The sequence below is a fragment of the Bradyrhizobium sp. STM 3562 genome (assembly GCF_045571435.1).
Classification (GTDB): Bacteria; Pseudomonadota; Alphaproteobacteria; order Rhizobiales; family Xanthobacteraceae; genus Bradyrhizobium.
In genome coordinates, this window is the sequence record NZ_CP120694.1 from 3,743,140 (window position 1) to 3,766,093 (window position 22,954).

Below are 22,954 nucleotides of genomic sequence, written 5' to 3' on the forward strand. Positions count from 1 at the left end.
CGAGGAATCCGCTTTAGCGCGCCGGGATAAAGGTCGGTCCCACCGTGCGGATCTTGCCGTTGTCGGCTCCGCCCGAGCTGGTCGCAGACGAATTGCCAGGCCCTTGAGCCGCAGCATCGGCGCTCGCTGGCGCCGTCGTGGAGGGCGTTGCCGCCGTCGCGGGCGCGGCGCCCTTCTTGCTGCTGGCTGGCGATGCCTTCGTGAGCTGCCGCTGCTGCATCTTCCTGGCGCTCTCTTCGGTGACGATGATGTCGCCCTGCTGTTCGGCCGCGGCCTTGTCGTCGATGCCCTTCAGCGCCTCGGCCCAGGTCTGGCCGGGCGCCTTGCAGGAGCAGGTCGGGTTGTATTCGCTGCGGTAGCGGAACGCATTCGGCAGCGCGGTGTAGGGCGCACCATTGATGGAGACAGCCTGGTTGATGTCCTCGCCGGGATTGCGATAGGCGTACAGCGTCGCTTCGGTCGCCGGACACAGCGCCTTGCAGGTCTTCTCGTCGTCGGCGAAGCGCGCCGGCACCGTGGCAAAGGAAATCGGGAAATAGCCGCCGTCACAGGTGCGCACGCAGACGGTGCGGTAGGTGCCGGATTGCGGCCCCGCATCGACGCCAGGCGGAGGAAGGGGGCTGGCCGGGTTGTTGTTGCCGCCGCCGCCGAACAGATTGTTGAAGAAGTTGCCGGGACCGGTCGCCGCATTGGCAAACTGCGCATATTGCGGCCCGCAATTGTTCTGTCCGAGCGCGGTCAGCACCGAGCGGCGCTGGTTGTCGCGCTCGCCGCCCATGCCGCCGGTCCGCAGCCGCTCCAGATTGCTCGTGATCTGATCCAGATTGGCGCGCATCTGCTGGATCTGGTTGTTGACCGGACCGCATTGCGAGGACTGGCCGGAAAACAGCGAGAAGAATCCCGAGCTGTCGCAGCCCATGTGCCGGGCCTGCGCGGTCATCCGATCCAGCTCGGCCTGCTGGCGTGCGGCCGCATCCTGATAGCGGCGGATCTGATCGTCCCTCACAGGATCACTGCTGCCGCCGCGATCGATCGACGCAAGCTGGGCTTCCAGGCGCGGGCAGATCGGATTGACGCCGGGCGGGGCGCCTTGCGGCACCGGTTGCGGCGGCATGTTTGGATCCATCTGTTGCGCCAGAGCAGTCGAACCCAGCGCGAGGCCGCCGAGCAATGCCGCGCGGGCCAGGAGTCCGGGAATCGAGCGTCGGGATATGGATGCGGAGAAGAAATGAGGCATGTCAGGCCGTCAGAGGGAGTTCGCAGCCTTCAAGCCGCAACAGCCTCCCATAGCCGCTTCCTTCGGCAACGTCACGTCGTTTCCGGGGCACGGATATGGCGCGCAACGCCGGGAAACGCCTGGCTTCAGCGCTGGCAGGTAATGGCGACGTACTCGTTACAGCCGCCGCGCGGGCATTTTGCGGCTGCTTTCGGCACCGACCCGGTAATCTCGTCAGGGTCGACGCGACGATAGGATGAGGCCTCTGCAAAATCGCGTGATCGGCAATAGGAGAGCGCAGCATGCGCACCGCATTTATCACCCTTCGCCAGGCACTGGTCGACGCCATAGCCGTCGCCTTCGTTGGCGATGATGAATACGCGGGTTTCGGCTTGCGCAGCTCCGCTGGCTGCAAGCGCCAAGAAGAACAGGCAGGCCATGAGGGATCGCATGATGCACCGATGAGCGAAGGAACCGCCTTCATCCGAATAGATCCAATTCGTTAAGAATGATTAACCATGACGGCGGGCGGGAGCGGTTTTGGCGTCAAAAAAGGCTTTTTCGCGGCCCTTGACGCCATGGCCCCGCTTGCCCCATGGTGGGTCCATGAACGGTTTCCTCGCCATCATCTGCATTTGCAGCGAGATTATGAGCTAGCGATTCGCTGGCTGAGGCCGTCTTTTCTCACAATTGAGATCATTGGACGCCCGGCCGGCAGGGACGGGATCCATGGAATTGCGCCTTTACGATACGTTTTCACGGGAAAAGCGTCCCTTCGTGCCGCTCGATCCCACCAATGTCCGCATGTATGTCTGCGGACCGACGGTTTATGACTTTGCCCATATCGGCAATGCGCGGCCGGTCATCGTGTTCGACGTGCTGTTCCGCCTTTTACGCCATCTCTACGGCGAACGGCACGTCACCTACGTCCGCAACATCACTGATGTCGACGACAAGATCAACGACCGTGCCGCGCGCGACTACCCCGGCGTGCCGCTGAACGAGGCGATCCGCAAAGTTACCGAAGTCACGGACAAGCAGTTCCATGAGGATGTCGATGCGCTCGGCGCCCTGCGACCAACCGTCGAGCCGCGCGCGACGGAACACATTCCGGAGATGCGCGCGCTGATCGAACGGCTGGTGGCGGGCGGCTTTGCCTATGTCGCCGAAGATCATGTGCTGTTCTCGCCGCAGGCGATGAATGCCGCCAATTCGGTGCTGCCGCGCTATGGCTCGCTCGCCAAGCGCTCGCTGGATGAGATGATCGCGGGCGCGCGTGTCGATATCGCGCCCTACAAGCGCGATGCCACCGACTTTGTGCTCTGGAAACCCTCAAAGCCCGGCGAGCCGTCCTGGCCCTCGCCGGCGGGCATCAAGGTCGAGGGCCGCCCCGGCTGGCATATCGAATGCTCGGCGATGTCCTGGAAACATCTCGGCGAGCAGTTCGACATTCATGGCGGCGGCATCGATCTCGTCTTTCCCCATCACGAGAACGAGCTGGCGCAAAGCTGCTGCGCGTTTCACTCCGGCCGCATGGCCAATGTCTGGATGCACAACGGCTTCCTGCAGGTCGAAGGCGAGAAGATGTCGAAGAGCCTCGGCAATTTCGTCACCATTCGCGAGCTGTTGGCGGATTGGCCGGGCGAGGTGCTGCGCCTTAACATGCTGAAGACGCATTATCGCTCGCCGATCGACTGGACGTTGAAAGGACTGGAGGAGAGCGAGAAGACGCTCGACGATTGGTATGGCGTCGCCGCCGATGTTCCGACCGGATCGCCGGCTGAAAGCGTGCTCGAGGCGCTGGCGGACGATCTCAACACGCCGCAGATGATCGCCGCGCTTCATGGCCTGCGGCACGATGCCGGGCGCAATGATGCCGATCGGAGCGCGCTCGCCGCGTCCCTTCGTCTGCTCGGATTTTTGTCCGAGAGCGCGGCGCAATGGCAAGGTCGAAAGCAGCAGGCGAGCGGGATCGATGCGGCGAACATCGAGGCTCTGATTGCCGAGCGCACCGCCGCCCGCGCGCGAAAGGACTTTAAGGAATCCGATCGGATTCGTGACGAACTCGCGGCAATGGGTGTGGTGTTGAAAGACGGCAAGAATGCCGAAGGCAAGCCGGTGACGACGTGGGAGATCGCGCGATGAGTAAGTCTCAGCCAAAAGCCGCGCTGCGGCCGTTTCTCGCGGCCGACACGCCCATGCTGGCGGCGATCTTTGTGGCCGCCATTCAGGAACTGACCGGCGATGACTACGGCGAAGCGCAGCAGGAGGCCTGGGCTGCGGTCGCCGATGACGAGGTGGCATTCGGCAAGAAGCTCGCCGGAGAACTTACGCTGATCGCGACGATGCAAAACTCGCCGGTCGGCTTCGCGTCGCTGAAGGGAAACAACCAAATCGACATGCTCTATGTTCATCCGAGCGTGGCGGGCCAAGGCGTCGGCGCAATGTTGTGCGAGGCGCTGGAGAGACTTGCAGCCGGCCGCGGCACCAAGAGTCTCTTCGTCGACGCCAGCGACAATGCCTTGGATTTTTTCAGAAAGCGCGGCTACGTCGCCCAGCAGCGCAATAGCGTCACCATCAACGGCGAGTGGCTCGCCAACACCACGATGCAAAAGGTGCTGGCGAACGGGCAGGCGGGAGGTGCGCCACAATGAGCCGCGAACGCCTCTATCTCTTCGACACGACGCTGCGCGACGGCGCACAGACCAATGGCGTCGACTTCACGCTCGCCGACAAGGCGGTCATTGCGCAGATGCTGGACGATCTCGGCATCGACTATGTCGAGGGCGGTTATCCCGGTGCCAACCCGCTTGACACCGAGTTTTTCGCCGAGAAGCCGAAGCTCGCTCACGCCCGCTTCACGGCCTTCGGCATGACGCGGCGCGCGGGCCGCTCGGCCTCGAACGATCCGGGCCTTGCCGCGCTGCTGGAAGCCAAGGCGGACGCGATCTGTTTTGTCGCGAAGTCGTCGGCCTACCAAGTGCGGGTGGCGCTGGAGACGACGAACGAGGAAAACCTCGCTTCCATCCGCGATAGCGTGAGTGCCGCAAGAAAAGCGGGCCGCGAGGTCATGCTCGACTGCGAGCATTTTTTCGACGGCTACAAGGAGAACCCGGAGTTCGCGTTGGCCTGCGCGAAGACGGCTTATGACGCCGGGGCGCGCTGGGTGGTGCTTTGCGATACCAATGGCGGCACCATGCCGCATGAGGTCGAGACCATCGTCGGCGAGGTGACCAAGCACATTCCGGGCGATCACATCGGCATTCACGCCCATAACGACACCGAGCAGGCGGTCGCCAATTCGCTCGCCGCGGTGCGCGCGGGCGCACGGCAGATCCAGGGCACGCTGAACGGGCTGGGCGAGCGCTGCGGCAACGCCAATCTCTGCTCGCTGATCCCGACGCTGAAGCTGAAACGGGAGTTTTCCGATCGCTTCGAAATCGGCGTCTCCGATGCAAAGCTGGAGGGCCTGGTGCAGGTGTCGCGCACGCTCGACGACATGCTCAACCGGGCTCCGAACCGCCATGCGCCCTACGTTGGCGAGAGCGCCTTCGTCACCAAGACCGGCATTCATGCCTCTGCCGTGCTGAAAGATCCGCAGACGTACGAGCATGTGCGGCCCGAATCCGTCGGCAACCATCGCAAGGTGCTGGTCTCCGATCAGGCCGGCCGCTCCAACGTGATCGCCGCGCTCGAGCGCGCCGGCATTCCCTTTGACAGGAACGATCCGAAATTGGCCCGCCTGGTCGAGGAGCTGAAGGAGCGCGAGGCGGCGGGCTTCGCCTATGAATCCGCAAACGCGTCTTTCGAACTCTTGGCGCGCCGCACGCTCGGCAATGTGCCCGATTATTTCGAGGTCGAGCAGTTCGACGTCAATGTCGAGCAGCGTTACAACGCCAATGGTCAGCGCGTCACCGTCGCGCTCGCGGTGGTGAAGGTCAATGTCGCCGGCGAGCGGCTGATTTCCGCGGCCGAAGGCAACGGCCCCGTCAATGCGCTCGACCTCGCGCTGCGCAAGGACCTCGGCAAATACCAGAAATACATCGAAGCGCTGAAGCTGATCGACTACCGCGTGCGTATCCTCAATGGCGGCACCGAAGCCGTGACGCGGGTTCTGATCGAAAGCGAGGATGAAGCGGGCGAGAGCTGGACCACGGTCGGCGTATCGCCGAACATCATCGATGCTTCGTTCCAGGCGCTGATGGATTCGGTGATTTACAAGCTGGTGAAATCAGGGGCGCCGGCGTGAGGCCATTGCAGTCATTCCGGGGCGGCTCGAAGAGCCGAACCCGGAATTTCGAGATTTCGGGTTCGATGCTTCGCATCGACACGGAATGACGACGTATATTTCGGCGAGGGCCTCATGATCGACCACATCTCTCTCGGCGTCAGTGATCTCGAACGCGCCGCCCGTTTCTACGAAGCGACCCTGGGCGCGCTCGGGCTCTCGCGCCTCGTGACGCGGCCGGCTACCGTCGGCTTCGGCAAGAACTATCCTGAGTTCTGGATCAATCTGCGCGCGGGCATGGCCAAGGTCTCGCCCGAGAGCGGCACGCATATCTGCCTGCGCGCCAGGTCGTCAGCCGAGGTCGACGCTTTCCACGCCGCAGCATTGAATGCGGGAGGGATCTCCGATGGCGCGCCCGGGTTGCGCCCGCATGATCGCGTGAAATATTACGCCGCGTTCGTGCTCGATCCCGACGGCAACCGCGTCGAGGCGGTCACGTTTCCGCAGGAATAATGACTACAGCCGCCGTGCGACTTCCGGTGCCAATTCGGTGGCGCTTTCGGGGATGCGCGCCGCAGCCGTCTTCAGCTTGGGCAGGATGTCCTCGACCCGGTCGGCCTTCAGGATCTCGACGCTGAGCCCGGCACGAATGAACTGGGTCTGTCGCATATGCGCAACCAGCGCGAACAGCGGCTCCCAGAAACCGTCGATATTGGCGAGCAGCACGGGCTTCGAATGCCGTCCGAGCTGTTGCCAAGTGAGCTGCTCCACCAGCTCCTCCAGCGTGCCGAGGCCGCCAGGCAGCGCCACGAAGGCATCCGAGCGCTCGAACATCAACCGTTTGCGTTCGTGCATGTCGGGCGTGACGATCATTTCCTGCACGCGGGTCAGCGCGTTCTCGCGCAGCGTTAGGAAGTCCGGGATGATCCCGGTCACCATGCCGCCATGATCCAGCACGGCAGTCGCAACGGCTCCCATCATGCCGAGCGAGCCGCCCCCATAGACCAGGCGAACGCCGTTCTCGGCAAACGCCTTGCCGAGCGCCTTGGCTGCTTCGATGTATCTGGGGTTGGTGCCGGGGCCGGAGCCGCAGTAGACACAGACGGTTCTGATTTTGGTCATTTTCAGCATGTCGCACTGCAGCGTAAGAGCGTCAAGGCAGTAGTCAAACGGGTATTGATTCGGCGGAACGGTAAAACCTACCTGGGAATACCGGATCGAGGCGAAAGAATTGCTACGCCAATGGGTGTACGGAGCCTCCAAACGCTTTATATGAGCTGCACATGAACAAGGCAGTGTGCTTTCCGTTCCCGCAGGCGTCCATTTGATGGCCCAACCCCCTTCGTCTCCGCACGCCGGCCACGCCCTGCCTGCCAGCCGACAATCCGCCGAACAGGGGACCCTGTTCGGGACCTTGGTTCATCTTTGGCCCTATATCTGGCCGAGCGACCGCTTCGACCTGAAGATGCGGGTGGTCTGGTCGTTCGTGCTACTCCTGATCGCCAAGCTAGCGACCCTGTCGGTGCCCTTCACCTTCAAATGGGCAACCGATGCGCTGACAGGGAAGGGTACCGCGCCGGTATTTGCCTCCGACTGGCTCGTCTGGTTGATTGCCTCGCCCCTGATCATGACCGCGAGCTACGGCGGCGTGCGTATCGTGATGGCGGTGCTGACGCAGTGGCGTGACGGCATCTTCGCGCGGGTGGCGATGCATGCAGTGCGCAAGCTCGCCTATATTACTTTCGTCCACATGCACGAATTGTCGCTGCGCTTCCACCTGGAGCGCAAGACCGGCGGATTGACGCGCGTCCTGGAGCGCGGCCGCAACGGCATCGAGACGATCGTGCGCATGATCATCCTGCAGTTGATCCCGACCATCGTCGAAGTCTCGCTGCTGATGGTCGTGCTGCTCTGGCAGTTCGACTGGCGCTACGTGCTCGCCACGCTGTGCATGGTCGTGGTCTATATGTACTACACTTACAAGGCCACCGAGTGGCGGATCGGTATCCGCCGCAAGATGAACGATTCCGACACCGACGCGAACACCAGGGCGATCGACTCGCTTCTGAACTACGAGACCGTGAAGTATTTCGGTGCGGAGGCGCGCGAGGCCGCGCGCTACGACCGCTCGATGGAGCGCTACGAAGAGGCGAGCGTCAACACATACACCTCTCTCGCGCTGCTTAATGCGGGGCAGGCGGTGATCTTCACGCTGGGTCTTACGGCGACCATGCTGATGTGCGCCTATGGCGTGCGCAACGGGCGCAATACGGTCGGCGATTTCGTGATGATCAACAGCATGATGATCCAGCTCTATCAGCCCCTGAATTTCATGGGCATGGTCTATCGCGAGATCAAGCAGGCGATCATCGACATCGAGAACATGTTTGGCGTGCTGGCCCGCCCGCCGGAGATCAAGGATGATCCGGGCGCCAAACCGCTGCTCGTCACGGCGGGCGCGGTGCGGTTCGAGGATGTGCGCTTTGCCTATGAGCCTGAACGCCTGATCCTGAAAGGGCTGAGTTTCGAGGTTCCAGCCGGCAAGACGGTCGCGATCGTCGGCCCCTCAGGCGCCGGCAAATCGACGATCTCGCGGCTGCTGTTCCGCCTGTACGACGTTTCCGGCGGCCGCATCCTGATCGATGGTCAGGACATTCGCGAGGTCACGCAGGCCTCGCTGCGGGCCCAGATCGGCATGGTGCCGCAGGACACGGTGCTGTTCAACGACACGATCCGTTACAATATCCGTTACGGCCGCTGGGATGCGACGGACGCCGAGGTCGAACAGGCCGCGCAGCTCGCGCAAATCGACACGCTGATCCGCATGGCGCCGAAGGGGTATGAGACGCAAGTCGGCGAACGCGGGCTGAAGCTGTCCGGCGGCGAGAAGCAGCGGGTCGCGATCGCGCGCACGGTGCTGAAAGCGCCCCCGATCCTGGTGCTGGACGAGGCGACCTCCGCGCTCGACAGCCACACCGAGCACGAGATTCAGGGCGCGCTGGATCGCGTGTCGCGCAACCGCACCTCGCTGGTGATCGCGCACCGGCTCTCCACCATCGTCGCCGCCGACGAGATCATCGTGCTCGACGGCGGCCGCATCGTCGAACGCGGCACCCATGTCGCGCTTTTGGCAAAAGGCGGGCTCTATGCCAGTATGTGGAACAGGCAGCGTGAAGCCGAAGCCGCGCGCGAAAGGTTGGCGCAGATCGACGACGAGAACGATTCGCCCGATCGCACCCCGCCGCCGATCGATGATGCGATCGCGACTGCCGCAGAATAGTTTTTCTTCCACCCAGTGACCAGCAACCCATGTCGATTGCGAATTCCATCCGCGGGCAAATTCCGCCCATTCATCCCGAGGGCTATCCTTTCATCGGCGGCTTTGCGCTGGCGAGCCTGATCCTGTTCTGGCTATGGACGCCATTGGGATGGATCGGCACCTTGCTCACCATCTGGTGCGCGCTGTTCTTCCGCAACCCGGCGCGGGTCACACCGCTGCGCGATGGGCTGGTGGTGGCGCCCGCCGATGGCCGCGTTTCGATGGTCACGCATGCGCTGCCCCCCGCCGAGCTCGGGCTCGGCGACCGGCCGCTACCACGTGTCTCCATCTTCATGAGCGTGTTCAACTGCCATGTGAATCGCAGCCCCGCGGCCGGCCGGATCGAGCGTATCGCGTACCGGCCGGGCGTGTTCATCAATGCCGAGCTCGACAAGGCGAGTGAGGACAATGAGCGCAATTCGCTCGTCATTTCCACGGCCAATGGGCGCATCGGGGTGATTCAGATCGCCGGGCTGGTGGCACGCCGCATCGTTTGCTTTGTGCGGGAGGGCCAGTCGATCGGCGCCGGCGAACGGTTCGGCCTGATCCGCTTCGGCTCCCGGCTGGATGTGTTCCTCCCGGAAGGCACCAAGCCGCTGGTCGCCGAAGGCCAGACTGCGATCGCCGGCGAAACCATCTTGGCTGATTTCAGGCTTGCCGATCCCGGCCGCAGTTATCGGACGGATTAACCAATTGGCCCGCCTGCACGTACGGTCTGTCGCAATGGCGCGGGCTCAGCGGGATTGCTATATGAGAGGGTGAGGAAGGTTTGTTCCCCTATCCCCGCAGGTGGGGAGAGCTGAGCCGCATGCGCAGAGAAACAAAGGATCGCGCCGTCATCCATGTCCTTCGATCCCACCCAAGCCGAATTGCGCCGCCGCCGGTTTCGCCCGATTCCGGTGCGAATGCTGGTGCCCAACGTCATTACCCTGCTTGCGATCTGCGCGGGTTTGACAGCCATTCGCCTCTCCACGGAGGGGCGGATGGAGCTGGCGGTGGGCGCAATCGTATTTGCCGCGGCGCTTGACGGCATCGACGGCCGTATCGCGCGTCTGATCAAGGGACAGTCCAAATTTGGTGCCGAACTCGACAGCCTTGCGGATTTTGTCAATTTCGGTGTGGCTCCCGGGTTGATCCTCTATTTCTGGCAACTGCATGAACTTCACAATGGCGGCTGGATCGCGGCGATGGTGTTCGCGATCAGCGGCGGTTTGCGGCTCGCGCGCTTCAACGCCAGCATGGACGATCCGAACAAGCCGGCCTTTGCCGCGAACTATTTTACCGGCGTTCCGGCACCGGCCGGCGCCATCACCGTGCTCTTGCCGATCTACATCGCTTTCCTCGGCATTGGGCAGCCGCCGGCGGCGCTCACGGCGTTTTATACGCTGCTGGTTGCCTTCCTGATGGTGTCGCGCCTGCCGGTGTTCTCCGGCAAGACGGTACGGATGCGCGTCCCGCCGGAATTGGTGCTGCCGGTCTTCGTCTCCGTGATCTTCTTCATCGCGCTCTTGATCAGCTATCCCTGGTACATCCTCTCGGCGGGCTCGGTGCTTTACCTCGTCAGCCTGCCGATGGGATGGAAGTCCTATCGCGATCAGGCGCGCGCGTTCGCGGCAGCAGGGGCGGGAAGGGCTCAAGACGTTGGACCGGGCGCGGCGCCGGCTTTTCCGCCTGTGGTCTCTGATCACGACGAGCGGCCCGAACGGCTGCACTGACGCCGGCGCGGTCTTCCTCATCCCGCAATATCTGCCATGACAAGCAGCGAGTTGGGTTGGCCCCCATTCTCGGCTATAGGGCGAGCCGAGGGGCGGCGCGCAACGGCCGTCCTCAACCCCTGGAGAAGACGCCCGTGAACAAGCCCATCACCGCCCCGCTGCCCGCATCCGTCCTCGAGGCGCTCGCGCGTTACGACACGCCGACCATCTGCAACGCCATGGAGATCGTGGCGCCGGAGCGGCGGCTGATCGGCTTTACCACCAAGCCGCTGGTCTGCCCGTTTCCCGATCTGCCGCCGATCGTCGGCTACGCCCGCACCGTGACCATCCGCTCGGTGCTGCAGTCCAGCCTGCCGGCGGCCGAGCAGGCCAGGCGCCGCATCGAATATTATGAATATGTCGGCACCGGATTCGGTCCGCGCATCGCCGTGATCCAGGACATCGATGGCCCCGATGTGGGCTATGGGGCGTTCTGGGGCGAGGTGCAGAGCAACGTGCACAAGGCGCTCGGCTGCCTCGGTGTCGTCACCGACGGCTCGATCCGCGATGTCCCGGCATGGGCGCCGGGCTTCCAGGCACTGGCCGGCTCGATCGGCCCTTCGCACGCTTGGGTGCATGCCGAGAGCTTCGGTGGCGAAGTGCGCGTTGCCGGCATGACCGTGCGGTCCGATGACCTGATCCATGCCGACCGCCACGGCGCAATCGTGATCCCGAAGGATCTCGCGGCGCAATTGCCGGCAGCAGCCGAACTCTGCGGCCGCCGCGAGCAGCCGATCCTGGAGATCGCACGTTCGCCGGACTTCTCGCTGGAGAAGCTGAAGGAGGCGCTGAAGCGCTCGGCGGAGATCCACTAAACTCAAGAGGAGGCCGCCATGGACATCAACGGCAAGACGGTCCTGATCACGGGGTCGACCGACGGGGTCGGCCGCTATGTCGCCAAGCGGCTCGCCGTCGAAGGCGCCAAGGTCCTGGTCCATGGCCGCGACGAGGCGCGCGCCAAAACGCTGATCGAGGAGGTTGTGCGCGACGGGCACGCCGCGCCCAGCTTCTATGCGGCTGATCTGTCGTCGCTGGCGGGCGCGCGCCGGCTTGCCGATACTATCAAAGCCGAGCACAAACGGCTCGATGTCTTCGTCAGCAATGCAGGGATCGGTTCGCAGACGGACGGTGCAGGCCGGCGCGAAAGCGCTGACGGCCACGAGCTGCGCTTTGTCGTGAACTATCTCAGCGGGTTTCTGCTTGCCTATCTCCTGTTGCCGCTGCTCAAAGCCGCCGCTCCGTCGCGCATCGTCAATGTCGCCTCGCTCGGCCAGCATCCCATCGATTTCGACGACGTGATGATCAGGAAAAACTACAGCGGCACCCGCGCCTATGCGCAGAGCAAGCTGGCGCAGATCATGTTCACCATCGATCTCGCCGAGGAGCTGAAGGGCTCGGGCGTGACGGTGAACTGCCTGCATCCGGCGACCTATATGAACACCACCATGGTGCGCGCCGGCGGTATCACGCCGGTGTCCACGGTCGAGGAGGGTGGGGAGGCGATCCTGCATCTTGCAAAGGGCGATGACGTCGCCGACAAGAGCGGACTGTTCTTCAACGGGATGCGGGAGGCGCGAGCCAATCCGCAGGCCTATGATGCGCAAGCGCGAAGGCGCCTGCGCGAGCTCAGCCTCGAACTAACGGGGCTGGCGGATTAACCGTATCGCGGTGATCGTATCGTCGCGCGCCCCAGATACAAATGCGCAGTTCACCGTAAGCGGCCGCGTGCTGTCCCGATCATTCGGCGGCCGCGGCCGGCTGCGTCGTCTCCGACAAAGCGTTGGCGATAGCCTCGTCGACCTGCTCGAGCCAGATGAACTCCAGCTTGTCCCGCGCGCTCTTGGGGATGTCGTCGAAGTCGCGGCGGTTTCGCGCCGGCAGCATCACCCGGGTGAGGCCGGCCGCGGCGGCGGCGACAACCTTCTCCTTGATGCCGCCGACCGGCAGCACCAGGCCGCGCAAGGAGATTTCGCCTGTCATCGCAGTGTCGTTTCTGACCGTGCGATTGGTGAGCAGCGAAACCAGGGCCGTGAACATGGCGACGCCCGCGCTCGGCCCGTCCTTCGGGGTCGCGCCGGCGGGGACGTGAACGTGGATGTCGCTCTTCTCGAACAATGACGGGTCGATGCCGAGCTGGGGAGCGCGGCTTTTCACCAGAGTCAGCGCGGCCTGCACACTCTCGCGCATGACATCGCCGAGCTGGCCGGTGAGGATCAGGCCGCCCCTGCCGGGGACGCGTGTGGCCTCAATGAACAGGATGTCGCCGCCGACCGGTGTCCATGCAAGTCCGGTGGCGACGCCGGGAATGCTGGTGCGCAGCGCGATCTCGCCCTCAAAGCGTGGCGCGCCGAGAATGGCGGTGAGGTCCTTGGGCGTGATGCTGACCTTCTGAGTGCTTCCTTCCGCGATCTGCACCGCGGCGTAGCGCAGCGCCCGGCCGATCTCGCGCTCCAGCCAGCGCACGCCAGCCTCGCGGGTGTAGCCCTTGATGATCTGCCGCAACGCATCCGGATCGATCTCGGCCTGGTCGGCCTTCAGCCCGTTCGCCTCGACCTGGCGGCGCACCAGATAGCGCTTGGCGATCTCGAGCTTCTCCTCCTCGGTGTAGCCGGCGAGGCTGATGATCTCCATGCGGTCCAAAAGCGGGCCCGGGATCGTGTCCAGCATGTTGGCGGTTGCGATGAACACGACGCGCGAGAGATCGAACGGCACGCCGAGATAATTGTCGCGGAAGGTCGCGTTCTGCTCGGGATCGAGCACCTCCAGCATTGCCGCCGACGGGTCGCCCTGAATGCCGCGTCCCATCTTGTCGATCTCGTCGAGCATCATGATGCAATTGCGGGCGCCGGCCTTCTTGATCCCTTGAATGATGTTGCCGGGCAGGGCGCCGATATAGGTGCGCCGATGGCCGCGGATTTCGGCTTCATCATGCACGCCACCGAGGCTGACCCTGACGAATGGCCGGCTCATGGCGCGCGCGATCGATTGCCCAAGCGAGGTCTTGCCGACGCCGGGCGGGCCGACGAAGCACAGGATCGGCGCCTTGCCGTGCGGCGCCAGCTTGCGGACGGCCAAATATTCGATGATCCGGGTCTTGATCTTCTCCAGCCCGAAATGATCCTCGTCGAGGATGCGGCGGGCCTCGGCGATATCGATCGGCTTCTCCTCCGGCAGCGCCCATGGCAACTCGATCAACCAATCGAGATAGCTGCGCACCATGCCTGCTTCGGCGGCAGCTTCGGGCATGCGCTCGTAGCGACGCAGCTCGTTGCGCGCCTGATTTTCCGCTTCCGGCGGCATCTTGGCCTTGGCAATCGCCTCGGTCAGCTCGGCGACTTCGGCTGTCTTGCTGTCGCCTTCGCCCAATTGGCGCCGGATCGTTGCCATCTGCTCGCGCAGGATCGCCTCGCGCTGGCGCTCGTCAAAGGCTGCCTTGGTCTTCTGCCCGATCTCATTGGTGATCCGCAGCACTTCGAGCCGCTCGGCGAGATGGGCCGAGACTCGCTCCATTCGCTTGGAGAGATCGACCGTCTCCAGGACCTCCTGTTTGTCCTGCGGCTTGATATCCATGTAGGACGTCGCGAGGTCAGCCAGCGCACCGGGAGAGGTGGTCGACTGGAAGGCGGCCAATAGCTCGGGCGGTGCCTGCGGCAGCAATTGCACCGCCTCGATGGCCTGTCGCTGCAGGTTCAGAAAGCGTGCCTCGATCTCCGGCGACGTTCCGGCAGGCTCCGGAATTTGCAGAAAACGCGCCACCATGAATGGCGTGCCGGGCAGAAAATCGAGAATGCGGGCGCGCCGCACGCCCTGGCAGATGACATGATGGGTGTCATCGGGTGCGGTGACGTAGCGCACGATGTTGGCAATGGTGCAGACCCGGTAGAGATCATCGGCGGTCGGATCATCCGTATCGGGATTTCGCTGCAGCAGGATGCCGATCGGACGCTGATCGCGCAGCGCCTGTTGGGCCGCGGCAATCGATTTCGGTCGACCAACCGTGATCGGCGCGACCACGCCCGGAAACAGTACGATGTTACGTACCGGGAGAATGATCAGGGCATCGTCCGGAATCCGAACCTGATTGGCATCTTGATTGGCGGCAGAAGCCGCTGGTCCATTTGCGGGAGGCATGACGGGCCCTCAAGATTTCGCAAGGCGGACTGCGATGCAGCCGTTCACCGCGAAGCGGCTCACGGCATAGCGCCCCCCTGGCAATGCAATGCGGCGCTCAAATTGGCCTTGTGGCAGTTCAAGCCGATGAATGCGGGCATTGCGTAACTCCGCCGGCAGTGTTCGGTGCCCACTGATCACGAGCACTCCGTCCTGGATGACAGCTTCGACCTGCTCGGGGTCGACGCCGGGCAGAGCCACAAGGATCAGTAGCTCCTTGTCGGTCTCCAGCACATCGATCGGCGGTTCCCAGCAGGTCTCCCGCGGGCCGGCCGACTGCAGCACAAAGAATTGCTGGCGCAGCCGCTCGGCACGCGCCAGCGAGCCGATGGCTTCGGACAGCATCCAGTTGAGGGGATCCTTGTTTGACATTGGCTGCCTCGATACTGCCGGTGGCTGGTTTGAAAACTCATCCGGAATGAGCGGGTTGCTAATCCGCCAGAAGATACCGGCCCTTATATGGTTAGCAGAACCTTGAAGTCACGCCCATGTCTCCCGACAGGGCCCCATTCGCGACGACCCGTGCCCCGGATAGCCATGCGCTGCGATCTCGCCTCGGTTTAACCTTTACGCGTCTTTAATGGCGGCCGTTTTAGGGTCTCCAAGCGCGGCTCAAAACGGGCTGCGGGCCGTCCAGAATGGCGGCTGTTCGCGTACGCGTTGGAGTGTCCTATGGATATCATGACAGGCGCAGGCCTGGTAGCCGGCACCATTGTCATCGCAACGTTGATGTTGCTGGGCGGCGACCTCGGCATTTTCGTCAGCGACCACGCGGTCATCATCATCTTCGGCGGCTCGATCTCGGCGACCATGATCCGCTTTCCGCTCGGCGTGATCCTGCACGGCCTGCCGCTCGGCTTGAAGTACGCGTTCACCATGAGCCGGCTCTCGGCCCGCGACCTCGTTGACGAGCTCGCGCGTATCGCGGAGATCGCGCGCAAGCAGGGGCCGGTCGGCCTGGAGAAGGTCGAGACCGACGAACCGTTCCTCGCCAAAGGCATCCGCTACGTCGCCGACGGTTATGATCTCGAGTTCATCCGCGACAATCTCGAGCGCGATCGCGACAATTTCCTGATGCATCTGGACGAGGGCAGCAAGATCTACCGCGCGATCGGCGACTGCGCGCCAGCCTTCGGGATGGTCGGCACGCTCATAGGCATGGTGCAGATGTTCGCCAACATGACCGATCCTTCCAAGCTCGGCCCCTATATGGCGACGGCGCTGCTGGCAACGCTGTACGGGGCGGTGCTCGCAAACCTGATCTGTCTGCCGATCGCCGACAAGCTGCATGGCAAGCTGCTCGACGAAGAAACCAACCGCACCCTGATCATCGACGGCATCCTGATGATCCGCGATTCCAAGAGCCCGGCCCTGGTACGCGAGATGCTGCTCGCGTATCTGCCGGAGAAACTTCGCCATGAGGAAGGCGAGCCGGTGCCGGCCTAAAGCACTGATCCGGAAGAGCTCGAGGCGGAGCTGGGGGCGATGGCCAAGAAGAAACGCGGCGAAGCGCATGGTGGCGGCCACGGCTGGTTCGTGACCTTCGCCGACCTGATGGGCTTGATGATGAGCTTCTTCGTGATGCTCGTCGCCTTCTCCACCCAGGACGCGGCAAAGCTCAAGATCGTCGCGGGTTCGATGCGTGATGCCTTCGGCGTGCAGACGCAGTCGCGTTATTCGGGCATGATCGAATCCGACGGCCTGCCGACGCGTCCCAAGGCGAAGAACCTCGATCATATCCCACCGGAGGAGGCTTCCAACAACCCGGCCCCGGAGGACGAGAACAAGCGGGCGGTCGGCGCGAAGACCAAGATCGACCGCGAATTCGCGCTTGCCTCGGCCTCTCTTCGTCAGGCCCTGCAGGACATGCCGGAGCTCACCGAAATCTCCAAGCACGTCATGTTCGAGGAGGCCAAGCAGGGCCTGAACCTGGAGATCGTGGACCAGGATGGCCGGTCGATGTTCGCCGACGGTTCCAAGGAGCCGTATGAGCGCACCCGGCGGCTGATCGAAAAGCTTGCCATTCCGCTCAAGCAGACGCCGTTGCGCATTTCGATCGTCGGCCACACCGCGGCCGGACTCGTTCCCTCGCGCGGCGACTACGGCCCCTTCGATCTATCGGCCGATCGCGCCAACGCCGTGCGCCAGATCCTGGAGCACGAGGGGCTGCCGGTCTCGCACATTTATTCAGTGGCCGGTAAAGCCGATACCCAGCCGCTCTTTCCTGACGATCCCTCGCTTGCGGCCAACCGTCGCGTCACCATCACGTTGATGCGCGAAGATCCAGCCCTGCCGCCCGATTTGAAGCCTTAGGATGACTAAAGTATAATACTACCCGATCATACTTGGTCTATGGACATCCGCGATCGGCGGGTCCATATGGCGCCGTTAGGGATTTCGGCTGTTCTGTGAACAGTTTGATGGCAGAGGCAACAATCCGAAAATTTATGCGTTTTCGCATGCCGTCATCCCGAAATCAGGCTAGGCTATGCAGTCAGCGCAGGACTATAAGCCCGCCTCGTTTTGCAAGCTTTGCCAACGGTGCAGTGTAGCCTTTGAGGCTCAGTTCCCATGACCAGTGACGTTGCAGCTCACGCCCCGGAGACGAGGGCGGCCACCGGGCATGTTGATGCCCACTCGACCGCCGGCTTCGCGGCGTTGACGCTGGGCAGCATCGGTGTCGTCTACGGCGACATCGGCACCAGCCCGCTCTACGCCTTGCGCGAGGCGGTGGCTGCCGCAAGCAACGGCGGCACCGCGACCACGCAAGCCGTGATGGGCGTCATATCGCTCATCCTGTGGGCGTTGATCATCGTCGTGACACTAAAATATGTGGTGATCCTGCTGCGCGCGGATAACAATGGCGAGGGCGGCACGCTGGCGCTGATGGCCTTGGCCCAGCGCGGGGTAGCGAAGGCGGCCGGCACCATCGTCCTGCTCGGGATCATCAGCGGCGCGCTGTTTTATGGCGACGCGGTGATCACGCCGGCGCTGTCGGTATTGTCGGCGATCGAAGGCATCAAGCTCGTCACGTCATCGTTGGACCCCTATGTCGTTCCGGTCACGGTGGTGATCCTGATGGCGCTATTTGCGGCCCAATCGCGCGGCACCGCGCGGGTGGCGGCATTCTTCGGACCGGTCATGCTGGTCTGGTTCGCCGTGATCGGGATCGGTGGCATCGTCGCGATCGCGCGACAGCCGGAGGTGCTGTACGCGCTCAATCCGCTCTATGCGGCGTCCTTCATGCTGCATCATGGCATCATCGGATTTGTCACTCTGGGCGCGGTGTTCCTTGCCGTGACGGGAGCGGAAGCGCTCTATGCGGACCTCGGCCATTTCGGCAAGCGGCCGATCCAGACCGCCTGGCTGTTCATTGTGCTGCCATCGCTGGCGGCCAACTATCTGGGGCAGGGCGCGCTTGTGATCGTCAATCCCAAGGCGGTCGAGAACCCGTTTTTCCTGATGTTCCCGGATTGGGCGCTGCTGCCGATGGTCGCGCTCGCGACGGTAGCGACCGTGATCGCGAGTCAGGCGGTCATCACGGGGGCCTATTCGCTGACGCGTCAGGCGATTCAACTTGGCCTGCTACCGCGCTTTGAAATCCGCCACACCTCGGAATCGCAGTCCGGTCAGATCTTCATGCCGCGCGTCAACACGCTTCTGTTCGTGCTGGTGATGCTGCTTGTGCTGATGTTCAAATCATCGAGCGCCCTGGCGTCCGCCTACGGCATCTCGGTGACAGGGACCATGGTGGTCACCGCGATGATGGGCTTTGTGGTGATCTGGCGGGTGTGGCGCTGGTCGGTTGTGGCCGCCGCTGCGCTGATCGCGCCGTTCCTGTTCCTCGATCTCACCTTCCTGGCCGCAAATCTGCTCAAGGTGTTTGAAGGCGGCTGGGTGCCGCTGGCACTCGGCGGCATGGTCATGCTGCTGATGTATACGTGGCGGCACGGCAGCCGGCTGCTGTTCGAGAAATCGCGCAAGCTGGAATTCCCGCTCGCCGATCTCGTCGCCATGCTGGAAAAGAAGCCGCCGCAGCGCGTACCCGGCACCGCAGTCTTCCTCACCAGTGATCCCGTCAGCGCGCCGACCGCGCTCATGCACAGTTTGAAGCACTACAAGGTGCTGCATGAGAAGAATGTCATTCTCACTATCGAGTCCGCACCGACGCCGCGGATCGATCCGGCGGAACGGGTCCGGCTGGAGCAGATCAGTCCGACCTTCTCCAAGGTGACGCTGCGCTTCGGTTTCATGGAAACGCCCAACGTGCCCAAGGCGCTTGCGATCGCGCGCAAGCTCGGCTGGCAGTTCGACATCATGTCGACCTCGTTCTTCCTGTCACGCCGCGCGTTGAAACCTGCCGCCCATTCCGGCATGCCACGCTGGCAGGACCATCTGTTCATCGCGCTCAGTCGCACGGCGAACGACGCCACCGATTATTTTCAGATCCCCAGCGGGCGCGTGGTCGAGGTTGGCACCCAGATCACGATCTAGGTTCGGTGGTCCCCCTAAGCGCTTGCGGTGCTTGATTTTTGTCGCGTTAGGGGCGAGGTTGCGACGCGCGTGAGGCTCGTTCGCGCGTGGGATGAAGTTGTCGGAGGAAGTGCGTGGCGGACCACAAGGTGCAGGATTTGACGCCGCAAGAGGTGTCGCAGGGTATGGCGGACGGGCGTTACCTGCTCGTCGACGTCCGCGAGCCCAATGAGGTGGCTGTGGAGGCCTATCCCGGCGGCGTGGTGGTTCCGCTCTCGACCTTCGATCCGCGAGAGATTCCCGATCCGCAGGACAAGCAGGTGGTTTTCGCCTGTCGCTCCGGCAAACGCTCGGTGACCGCGTCGCTTGCGGCGCAGGCCGCCGGGCTTCCTTACGATAAGCATCTGGCCGGCGGAATCCTCGGCTGGAAAGCGGCGGGGCTGCCGACCAAGACCGCCGGTTGAGCCCTGCCATGACGTCCATGAACAAGGTCTTTGCGGATCTTCCCGTCACGATCTTTGAGGCCATGTCGCAGCTTGCCCGCGACAACGACGCCATCAATCTCGGCCAGGGCTTTCCGGACGATCCGGGCCCGGAGGATATCCGCCGCGCCGCTGCTGACGCCGTCGTCAACGGCTATAATCAATACCCGTCGATGATGGGAATTCCGGAGCTGCGCCAGGCGATCGCCAGCCATTACGGGCACTGGCATGGCCTCAAGCTCGATCCGATGAGCGAAGTGATGGTCACATCGGGCGGCACCGAGGCGCTGACCTCCGCGATCCTCGCCGTGGTCGAGCCCGGGGATGAGGTCATCGTCTTCCAGCCGGTCTATGATTCCTACCTGCCGATCATTCGCCAGGCCGGCGGCATCCCGCGGTTGCTCAGGCTCGAACCGCCGCATTGGCGGCTCTCGGAGGAGATGCTGCGCGGCGCTTTCAACCGCAAGACCAAGGCGGTGCTGTTCAACAACCCGCTCAACCCGGCCGCCGTTGTCTATCCGCGCGAGGACCTCGAGCTTCTCGCACGCTTCTGCCAGGAGTTCGACACCATCGCGATCTGCGACGAGGTCTGGGAACACGTCATCTTCGACGGCCGCGAGCACATTCCGCTGATCACGATTCCCGGCATGCGCGACCGCACCATCAAGGTCGGCTCGGCGGGCAAGATCTTCTCACTCACGGGCTGGAAGATCGGCTTTGTCTGCGCCGCGCCGCCGCTCTTGCGCGTCGCCGCCAAAGTCCACCAGTTTCTCACCTTCACGACCGCGCCCAATCTGCAGGTCGCGGTGGCCTACGGCCTCTCCAAGCCGGACGAATATTTCTTCAACATGCGGAAAGACCTGGCGCGCAGCCGCGACCGGCTCACAGAGGGATTGAAGAGCCTGGGCTTCCCTGTCTTGCGCTCGCAAGGCACCTATTTCCTCACCGTCGACCTCTCGCCCTTGGGGCTGAACGAGACCGACGAAGCATTCTGCCGGCGCATCGTCACCGACTACAAGGTGGCGGCTATCCCGGTTTCCGCCTTCTACGAGCAGGATGCGGTGACGTCGGTGGTGCGGTTCTGTTTCGCCAAGAGGGACGCAACGCTGGATACCGCGCTGGAGCGTCTTGCGGACGCGGTGCATCGGCGGAAAAGAGTGAGCGCATGATGAAGGGCTTGGGCCGGTTTCGTATCAATGGCGCGGCTGCGATTCTCGTCGCAGCCGCGTTTTTGTCTCCATCGGCCAAAGCGGAGGAGCGCACGGTCAATTTCTACAATTGGTCGAACTATATGGCGCCGGACGTCCTGGAGAATTTTACCAAGGAGACCGGCATCAAGGTCGTCTACGACACGTTCGACGCCAACGAGACCTTGGAGACGCGGTTGCTTGCAGGCAAGTCGGGCTACGATGTCGTGGTCCCTACAGCCTATTTCCTGCAACGGCAGATCAAGGCGAATGTGTTCCAGAAGCTCGACAAGTCAAAGCTGCCGAACCTCGCCAATGCGTGGCCATTCGTGACGCAGCATCTGGCCACCTACGATCCCGGCAATCTCTACGCCGCCAATTACATGTGGGGCACGACCGGCATCGGCTACAACGTGAAGAAGGTGCAGGAGATTCTGGGCCCCGGCGGCAAGATCGATAGCTGGGACATGGTGTTCAAGCCAGAGAATCTCGCCAAGTTCAGGGATTGCGGCGTGCACATGCTGGACTCGGCGGACGATATCTTTCCCGCTGCGCTCGGCTATCTCGGACTGGACCCGAACTCGACCAGGCAGGCGGACCTGGAGAAGGCTGCCGAGCTTGTCAGCAAGATCCGGCCCTACGTCCGCAAGTTTCATTCCTCGGAATATTTGAGCGCGCTCGCGACGGGAGAAATCTGCCTGGTCGTGGGCTGGTCGGGTGACATCATGCAGGCGCGCAGCCGCGCCACGGAATCCAAGAACGGCATCGAGATCGGCTATTCCATCCCGAAAGAGGGCGCGCAGATGTTCTTCGACAATCTCGCGATCCCTGCCGACGCACAACACGTGGCCGAAGCTTATGAGCTGATCAACTATCTCTACCGGCCCGACGTCGCCGCGAAGAATTCGGATTTCCTGTCCTATGCCAACGGCAATCTGGCCAGCCAGAAGCTGATCGATCCGAAGATTTTCAACGACAAGAACATCTATCCGGACGAGGCGACGCTTTCGAAGCTGTTCGTCATTACCGCCCGCGATCCGGCGACACAGCGGATCATCAACCGGCTGTGGACACGGGTGAAGACGGGGCGGTGAAGCGCCGTCATTCCGGGGCGATGCGGAGCATCGAACCCGGAATCTCGAGCTTCCGGGTTCGCGCTTTCGCGCGCCCCGGAATGACTCCGCGAAACAGTTACCGCCATCTCCGGTGCAGCCACAACCACTGCTCCGGATGCTCGCGGATCCAGCCTTCGACCACGGAGGTGACGGCCTGCATCGTGCCCTGGATGTCGATCTGGCCCTTTTCGTCGCGCACCGGCTTGACTTCGTCTGAGAGTTCGGCGCGGAAGCGACGGTTGGGCAGGCGGATGATGCGCACGCCGTGCACGGGGCATTCGACCTGCCGCAGCAGACGCGCGAGCGTTGGATTCGCGCGGGTCTTGCGGCCGAAAAAGGTGACTTCGACACCGCTGCCAAGATACTGGTCGACCAGCATTGCGACATGCTGGCCGCGTTTGAGCGCTTCGGCCAGTCGTAACGGCGCATCGCGCCCAGCGGGGATCAGCGTCCCCATTTTCACCTGCCGGATCTCCTGAATGATACGGTCCGCGGAGGCGATGTTGGGCTTGCGGTAGAGGATCGCGGCATCGAGGCCATGAGCCACGGCCGCGAGCGCCGGCAACTCCCAATTGGCGAGGTGGCTTGCGAAGATCAACGCCGGCTTGCCGTCGAGCCTGAGCTGATGGAACAGCGTACGCGTGCCCGGTGCAAGCTCGATGCGGCCGTTGTCGGGATATTCTTCCTCGAAATCCCAGATGTGATCGAGGTGGGCGAACTCGGCTCCGATCCGCCCGAGATTGTCCCAGACGCCGGCGAGGATTTCCTCGATCTCCTGTGGCGATTTTTCCGGGAAGGCCGCAGTGAGGTTGGCGCGGCCGATGCGCTGCTCACGCAGCAGAGGCCCGATCAGGCGGGCAATGCGGCCGAAGGCGTCAGCCGTCTTGTCCGGATCGAAATAGCGGGTGGTCCGCAGCAGGGCGACGGTGAGCGCACCGACGACGGCTTCGCCGAGCGGTTTGGCTGCGCGGCCAAGCCCGGCCTTGGTGCGAACGAGCAGTGAAGGCATC

Annotated in this window: 21 protein-coding genes; 15 read left to right on the forward strand and 6 right to left on the reverse strand. The window is 63.2% G+C overall.

Annotated elements, in window-relative coordinates; translation table 11 throughout:
* Positions 1-13: 13 nt before the first annotated feature.
* Entirely contained in the window at positions 14-1,237 is a 1,224-nt protein-coding gene (locus P6U23_RS17170) for a DUF2865 domain-containing protein (RefSeq protein WP_407180890.1), read from the reverse strand.
* Positions 1,238-1,362: 125 nt separating this feature from the next.
* The gene (locus tag P6U23_RS17175; RefSeq protein WP_407180891.1) at positions 1,363-1,668 is read right to left on the reverse strand and encodes a hypothetical protein; all 306 of its coding nucleotides are present in this window, start codon (positions 1,666-1,668) and stop codon (positions 1,363-1,365) included.
* 277 nt (positions 1,669-1,945) lie between these two features.
* Here P6U23_RS17175 and cysS point away from each other — a divergent pair, with 277 nt between their 5' ends.
* From cysS to P6U23_RS17195, 4 genes are all read left to right on the forward strand, one after another.
* On the forward strand, positions 1,946-3,361 hold the full coding sequence (cysS, locus tag P6U23_RS17180; protein WP_407180892.1) for a cysteine--tRNA ligase: 1,416 nt from the start codon (positions 1,946-1,948) through the stop codon (positions 3,359-3,361).
* Positions 3,358-3,870: a GNAT family N-acetyltransferase gene (locus tag P6U23_RS17185; protein WP_407180893.1), complete on the forward strand. Its 513-nt coding sequence runs from the start codon at positions 3,358-3,360 to the stop codon at positions 3,868-3,870. The genes cysS and P6U23_RS17185 overlap by 4 nt, the downstream gene beginning before the upstream one ends.
* Positions 3,867-5,465 carry a citramalate synthase gene (gene cimA / locus P6U23_RS17190; RefSeq protein WP_407180894.1) on the forward strand — a complete coding sequence of 533 codons (1,599 nt, stop codon included), beginning with the start codon at positions 3,867-3,869 and terminating at the stop codon, positions 5,463-5,465. Before P6U23_RS17185 ends, cimA begins: the two co-directional genes overlap by 4 nt.
* Positions 5,466-5,579: 114 nt before the next feature.
* Positions 5,580-5,957 (forward strand): VOC family protein, encoded by a 378-nt coding sequence (locus P6U23_RS17195; RefSeq protein WP_407180895.1) that lies wholly within the window; start codon positions 5,580-5,582, stop codon positions 5,955-5,957.
* Positions 5,958-5,960: 3 nt separating this feature from the next.
* Here the strand turns inward: P6U23_RS17195 and P6U23_RS17200 are convergent, their stop codons facing one another.
* Positions 5,961-6,566, reverse strand: coding sequence for a TIGR00730 family Rossman fold protein (locus tag P6U23_RS17200; protein WP_407180896.1), 606 nt, complete (start codon positions 6,564-6,566; stop codon positions 5,961-5,963).
* Between the two features lie 205 nt (positions 6,567-6,771).
* Between P6U23_RS17200 and P6U23_RS17205 the strand changes: the two genes are divergently transcribed.
* From P6U23_RS17205 to P6U23_RS17225, 5 genes are all read left to right on the forward strand, one after another.
* The gene (locus P6U23_RS17205) at positions 6,772-8,724 is read left to right on the forward strand and encodes an ABCB family ABC transporter ATP-binding protein/permease (protein ID WP_407180897.1); all 1,953 of its coding nucleotides are present in this window, start codon (positions 6,772-6,774) and stop codon (positions 8,722-8,724) included.
* A 29-nt stretch (positions 8,725-8,753) separates the two neighbouring features.
* Entirely contained in the window at positions 8,754-9,452 is a 699-nt protein-coding gene (locus tag P6U23_RS17210) for a phosphatidylserine decarboxylase (protein ID WP_407180898.1), read from the forward strand.
* A 153-nt stretch (positions 9,453-9,605) separates the two neighbouring features.
* Positions 9,606-10,478, forward strand: a complete 873-nt coding sequence (locus P6U23_RS17215) for a CDP-alcohol phosphatidyltransferase family protein (RefSeq protein WP_407180899.1) — start codon at positions 9,606-9,608, stop codon at positions 10,476-10,478.
* A 218-nt stretch (positions 10,479-10,696) separates the two neighbouring features.
* Positions 10,697-11,332 (forward strand): RraA family protein, encoded by a 636-nt coding sequence (locus P6U23_RS17220; RefSeq protein ID WP_407181493.1) that lies wholly within the window; start codon positions 10,697-10,699, stop codon positions 11,330-11,332.
* An 18-nt stretch (positions 11,333-11,350) separates the two neighbouring features.
* The gene (locus P6U23_RS17225) at positions 11,351-12,175 is read left to right on the forward strand and encodes an SDR family NAD(P)-dependent oxidoreductase (RefSeq protein WP_407180900.1); all 825 of its coding nucleotides are present in this window, start codon (positions 11,351-11,353) and stop codon (positions 12,173-12,175) included.
* A 79-nt stretch (positions 12,176-12,254) separates the two neighbouring features.
* Here the strand turns inward: P6U23_RS17225 and lon are convergent, their stop codons facing one another.
* Together lon and P6U23_RS17235 are read right to left on the reverse strand one after the other, a co-directional pair.
* The gene (gene lon / locus P6U23_RS17230) at positions 12,255-14,648 is read right to left on the reverse strand and encodes an endopeptidase La (RefSeq protein ID WP_407180901.1); all 2,394 of its coding nucleotides are present in this window, start codon (positions 14,646-14,648) and stop codon (positions 12,255-12,257) included.
* Positions 14,649-14,657: 9 nt separating this feature from the next.
* Positions 14,658-15,059 carry an Hsp20/alpha crystallin family protein gene (locus P6U23_RS17235; RefSeq protein ID WP_407180902.1) on the reverse strand — a complete coding sequence of 134 codons (402 nt, stop codon included), beginning with the start codon at positions 15,057-15,059 and terminating at the stop codon, positions 14,658-14,660.
* Between the two features lie 300 nt (positions 15,060-15,359).
* Between P6U23_RS17235 and P6U23_RS17240 the strand changes: the two genes are divergently transcribed.
* From P6U23_RS17240 to P6U23_RS17265, 6 genes are all read left to right on the forward strand, one after another.
* A complete protein-coding gene (locus P6U23_RS17240) occupies positions 15,360-16,133 on the forward strand; it encodes a motility protein A (protein ID WP_024510753.1) in 774 nt (257 codons plus the stop codon).
* Positions 16,134-16,172: 39 nt separating this feature from the next.
* Positions 16,173-17,000, forward strand: coding sequence for a flagellar motor protein MotB (locus P6U23_RS17245; RefSeq protein ID WP_407180903.1), 828 nt, complete (start codon positions 16,173-16,175; stop codon positions 16,998-17,000).
* 258 nt (positions 17,001-17,258) lie between these two features.
* Positions 17,259-19,181, forward strand: a complete 1,923-nt coding sequence (locus P6U23_RS17250; RefSeq protein WP_407180904.1) for a potassium transporter Kup — start codon at positions 17,259-17,261, stop codon at positions 19,179-19,181.
* A gap of 164 nt (positions 19,182-19,345) precedes the next feature.
* A complete protein-coding gene (locus P6U23_RS17255; protein ID WP_407181494.1) occupies positions 19,346-19,624 on the forward strand; it encodes a rhodanese-like domain-containing protein in 279 nt (92 codons plus the stop codon).
* Between the two features lie 8 nt (positions 19,625-19,632).
* Positions 19,633-20,811: an aminotransferase gene (locus tag P6U23_RS17260; RefSeq protein WP_407180905.1), complete on the forward strand. Its 1,179-nt coding sequence runs from the start codon at positions 19,633-19,635 to the stop codon at positions 20,809-20,811.
* Positions 20,811-21,923 (forward strand): polyamine ABC transporter substrate-binding protein, encoded by a 1,113-nt coding sequence (locus tag P6U23_RS17265; protein WP_407181495.1) that lies wholly within the window; start codon positions 20,811-20,813, stop codon positions 21,921-21,923. Before P6U23_RS17260 ends, P6U23_RS17265 begins: the two co-directional genes overlap by 1 nt.
* Before the next feature lie 97 nt (positions 21,924-22,020).
* On the opposite strand, the gene P6U23_RS17270 is transcribed toward P6U23_RS17265, so the two are convergent.
* On the reverse strand, positions 22,021-22,953 hold the full coding sequence (locus P6U23_RS17270; protein WP_407180906.1) for a lipid A biosynthesis lauroyl acyltransferase: 933 nt from the start codon (positions 22,951-22,953) through the stop codon (positions 22,021-22,023).
* Between the last annotated feature and the right edge of the window lies 1 nt (position 22,954).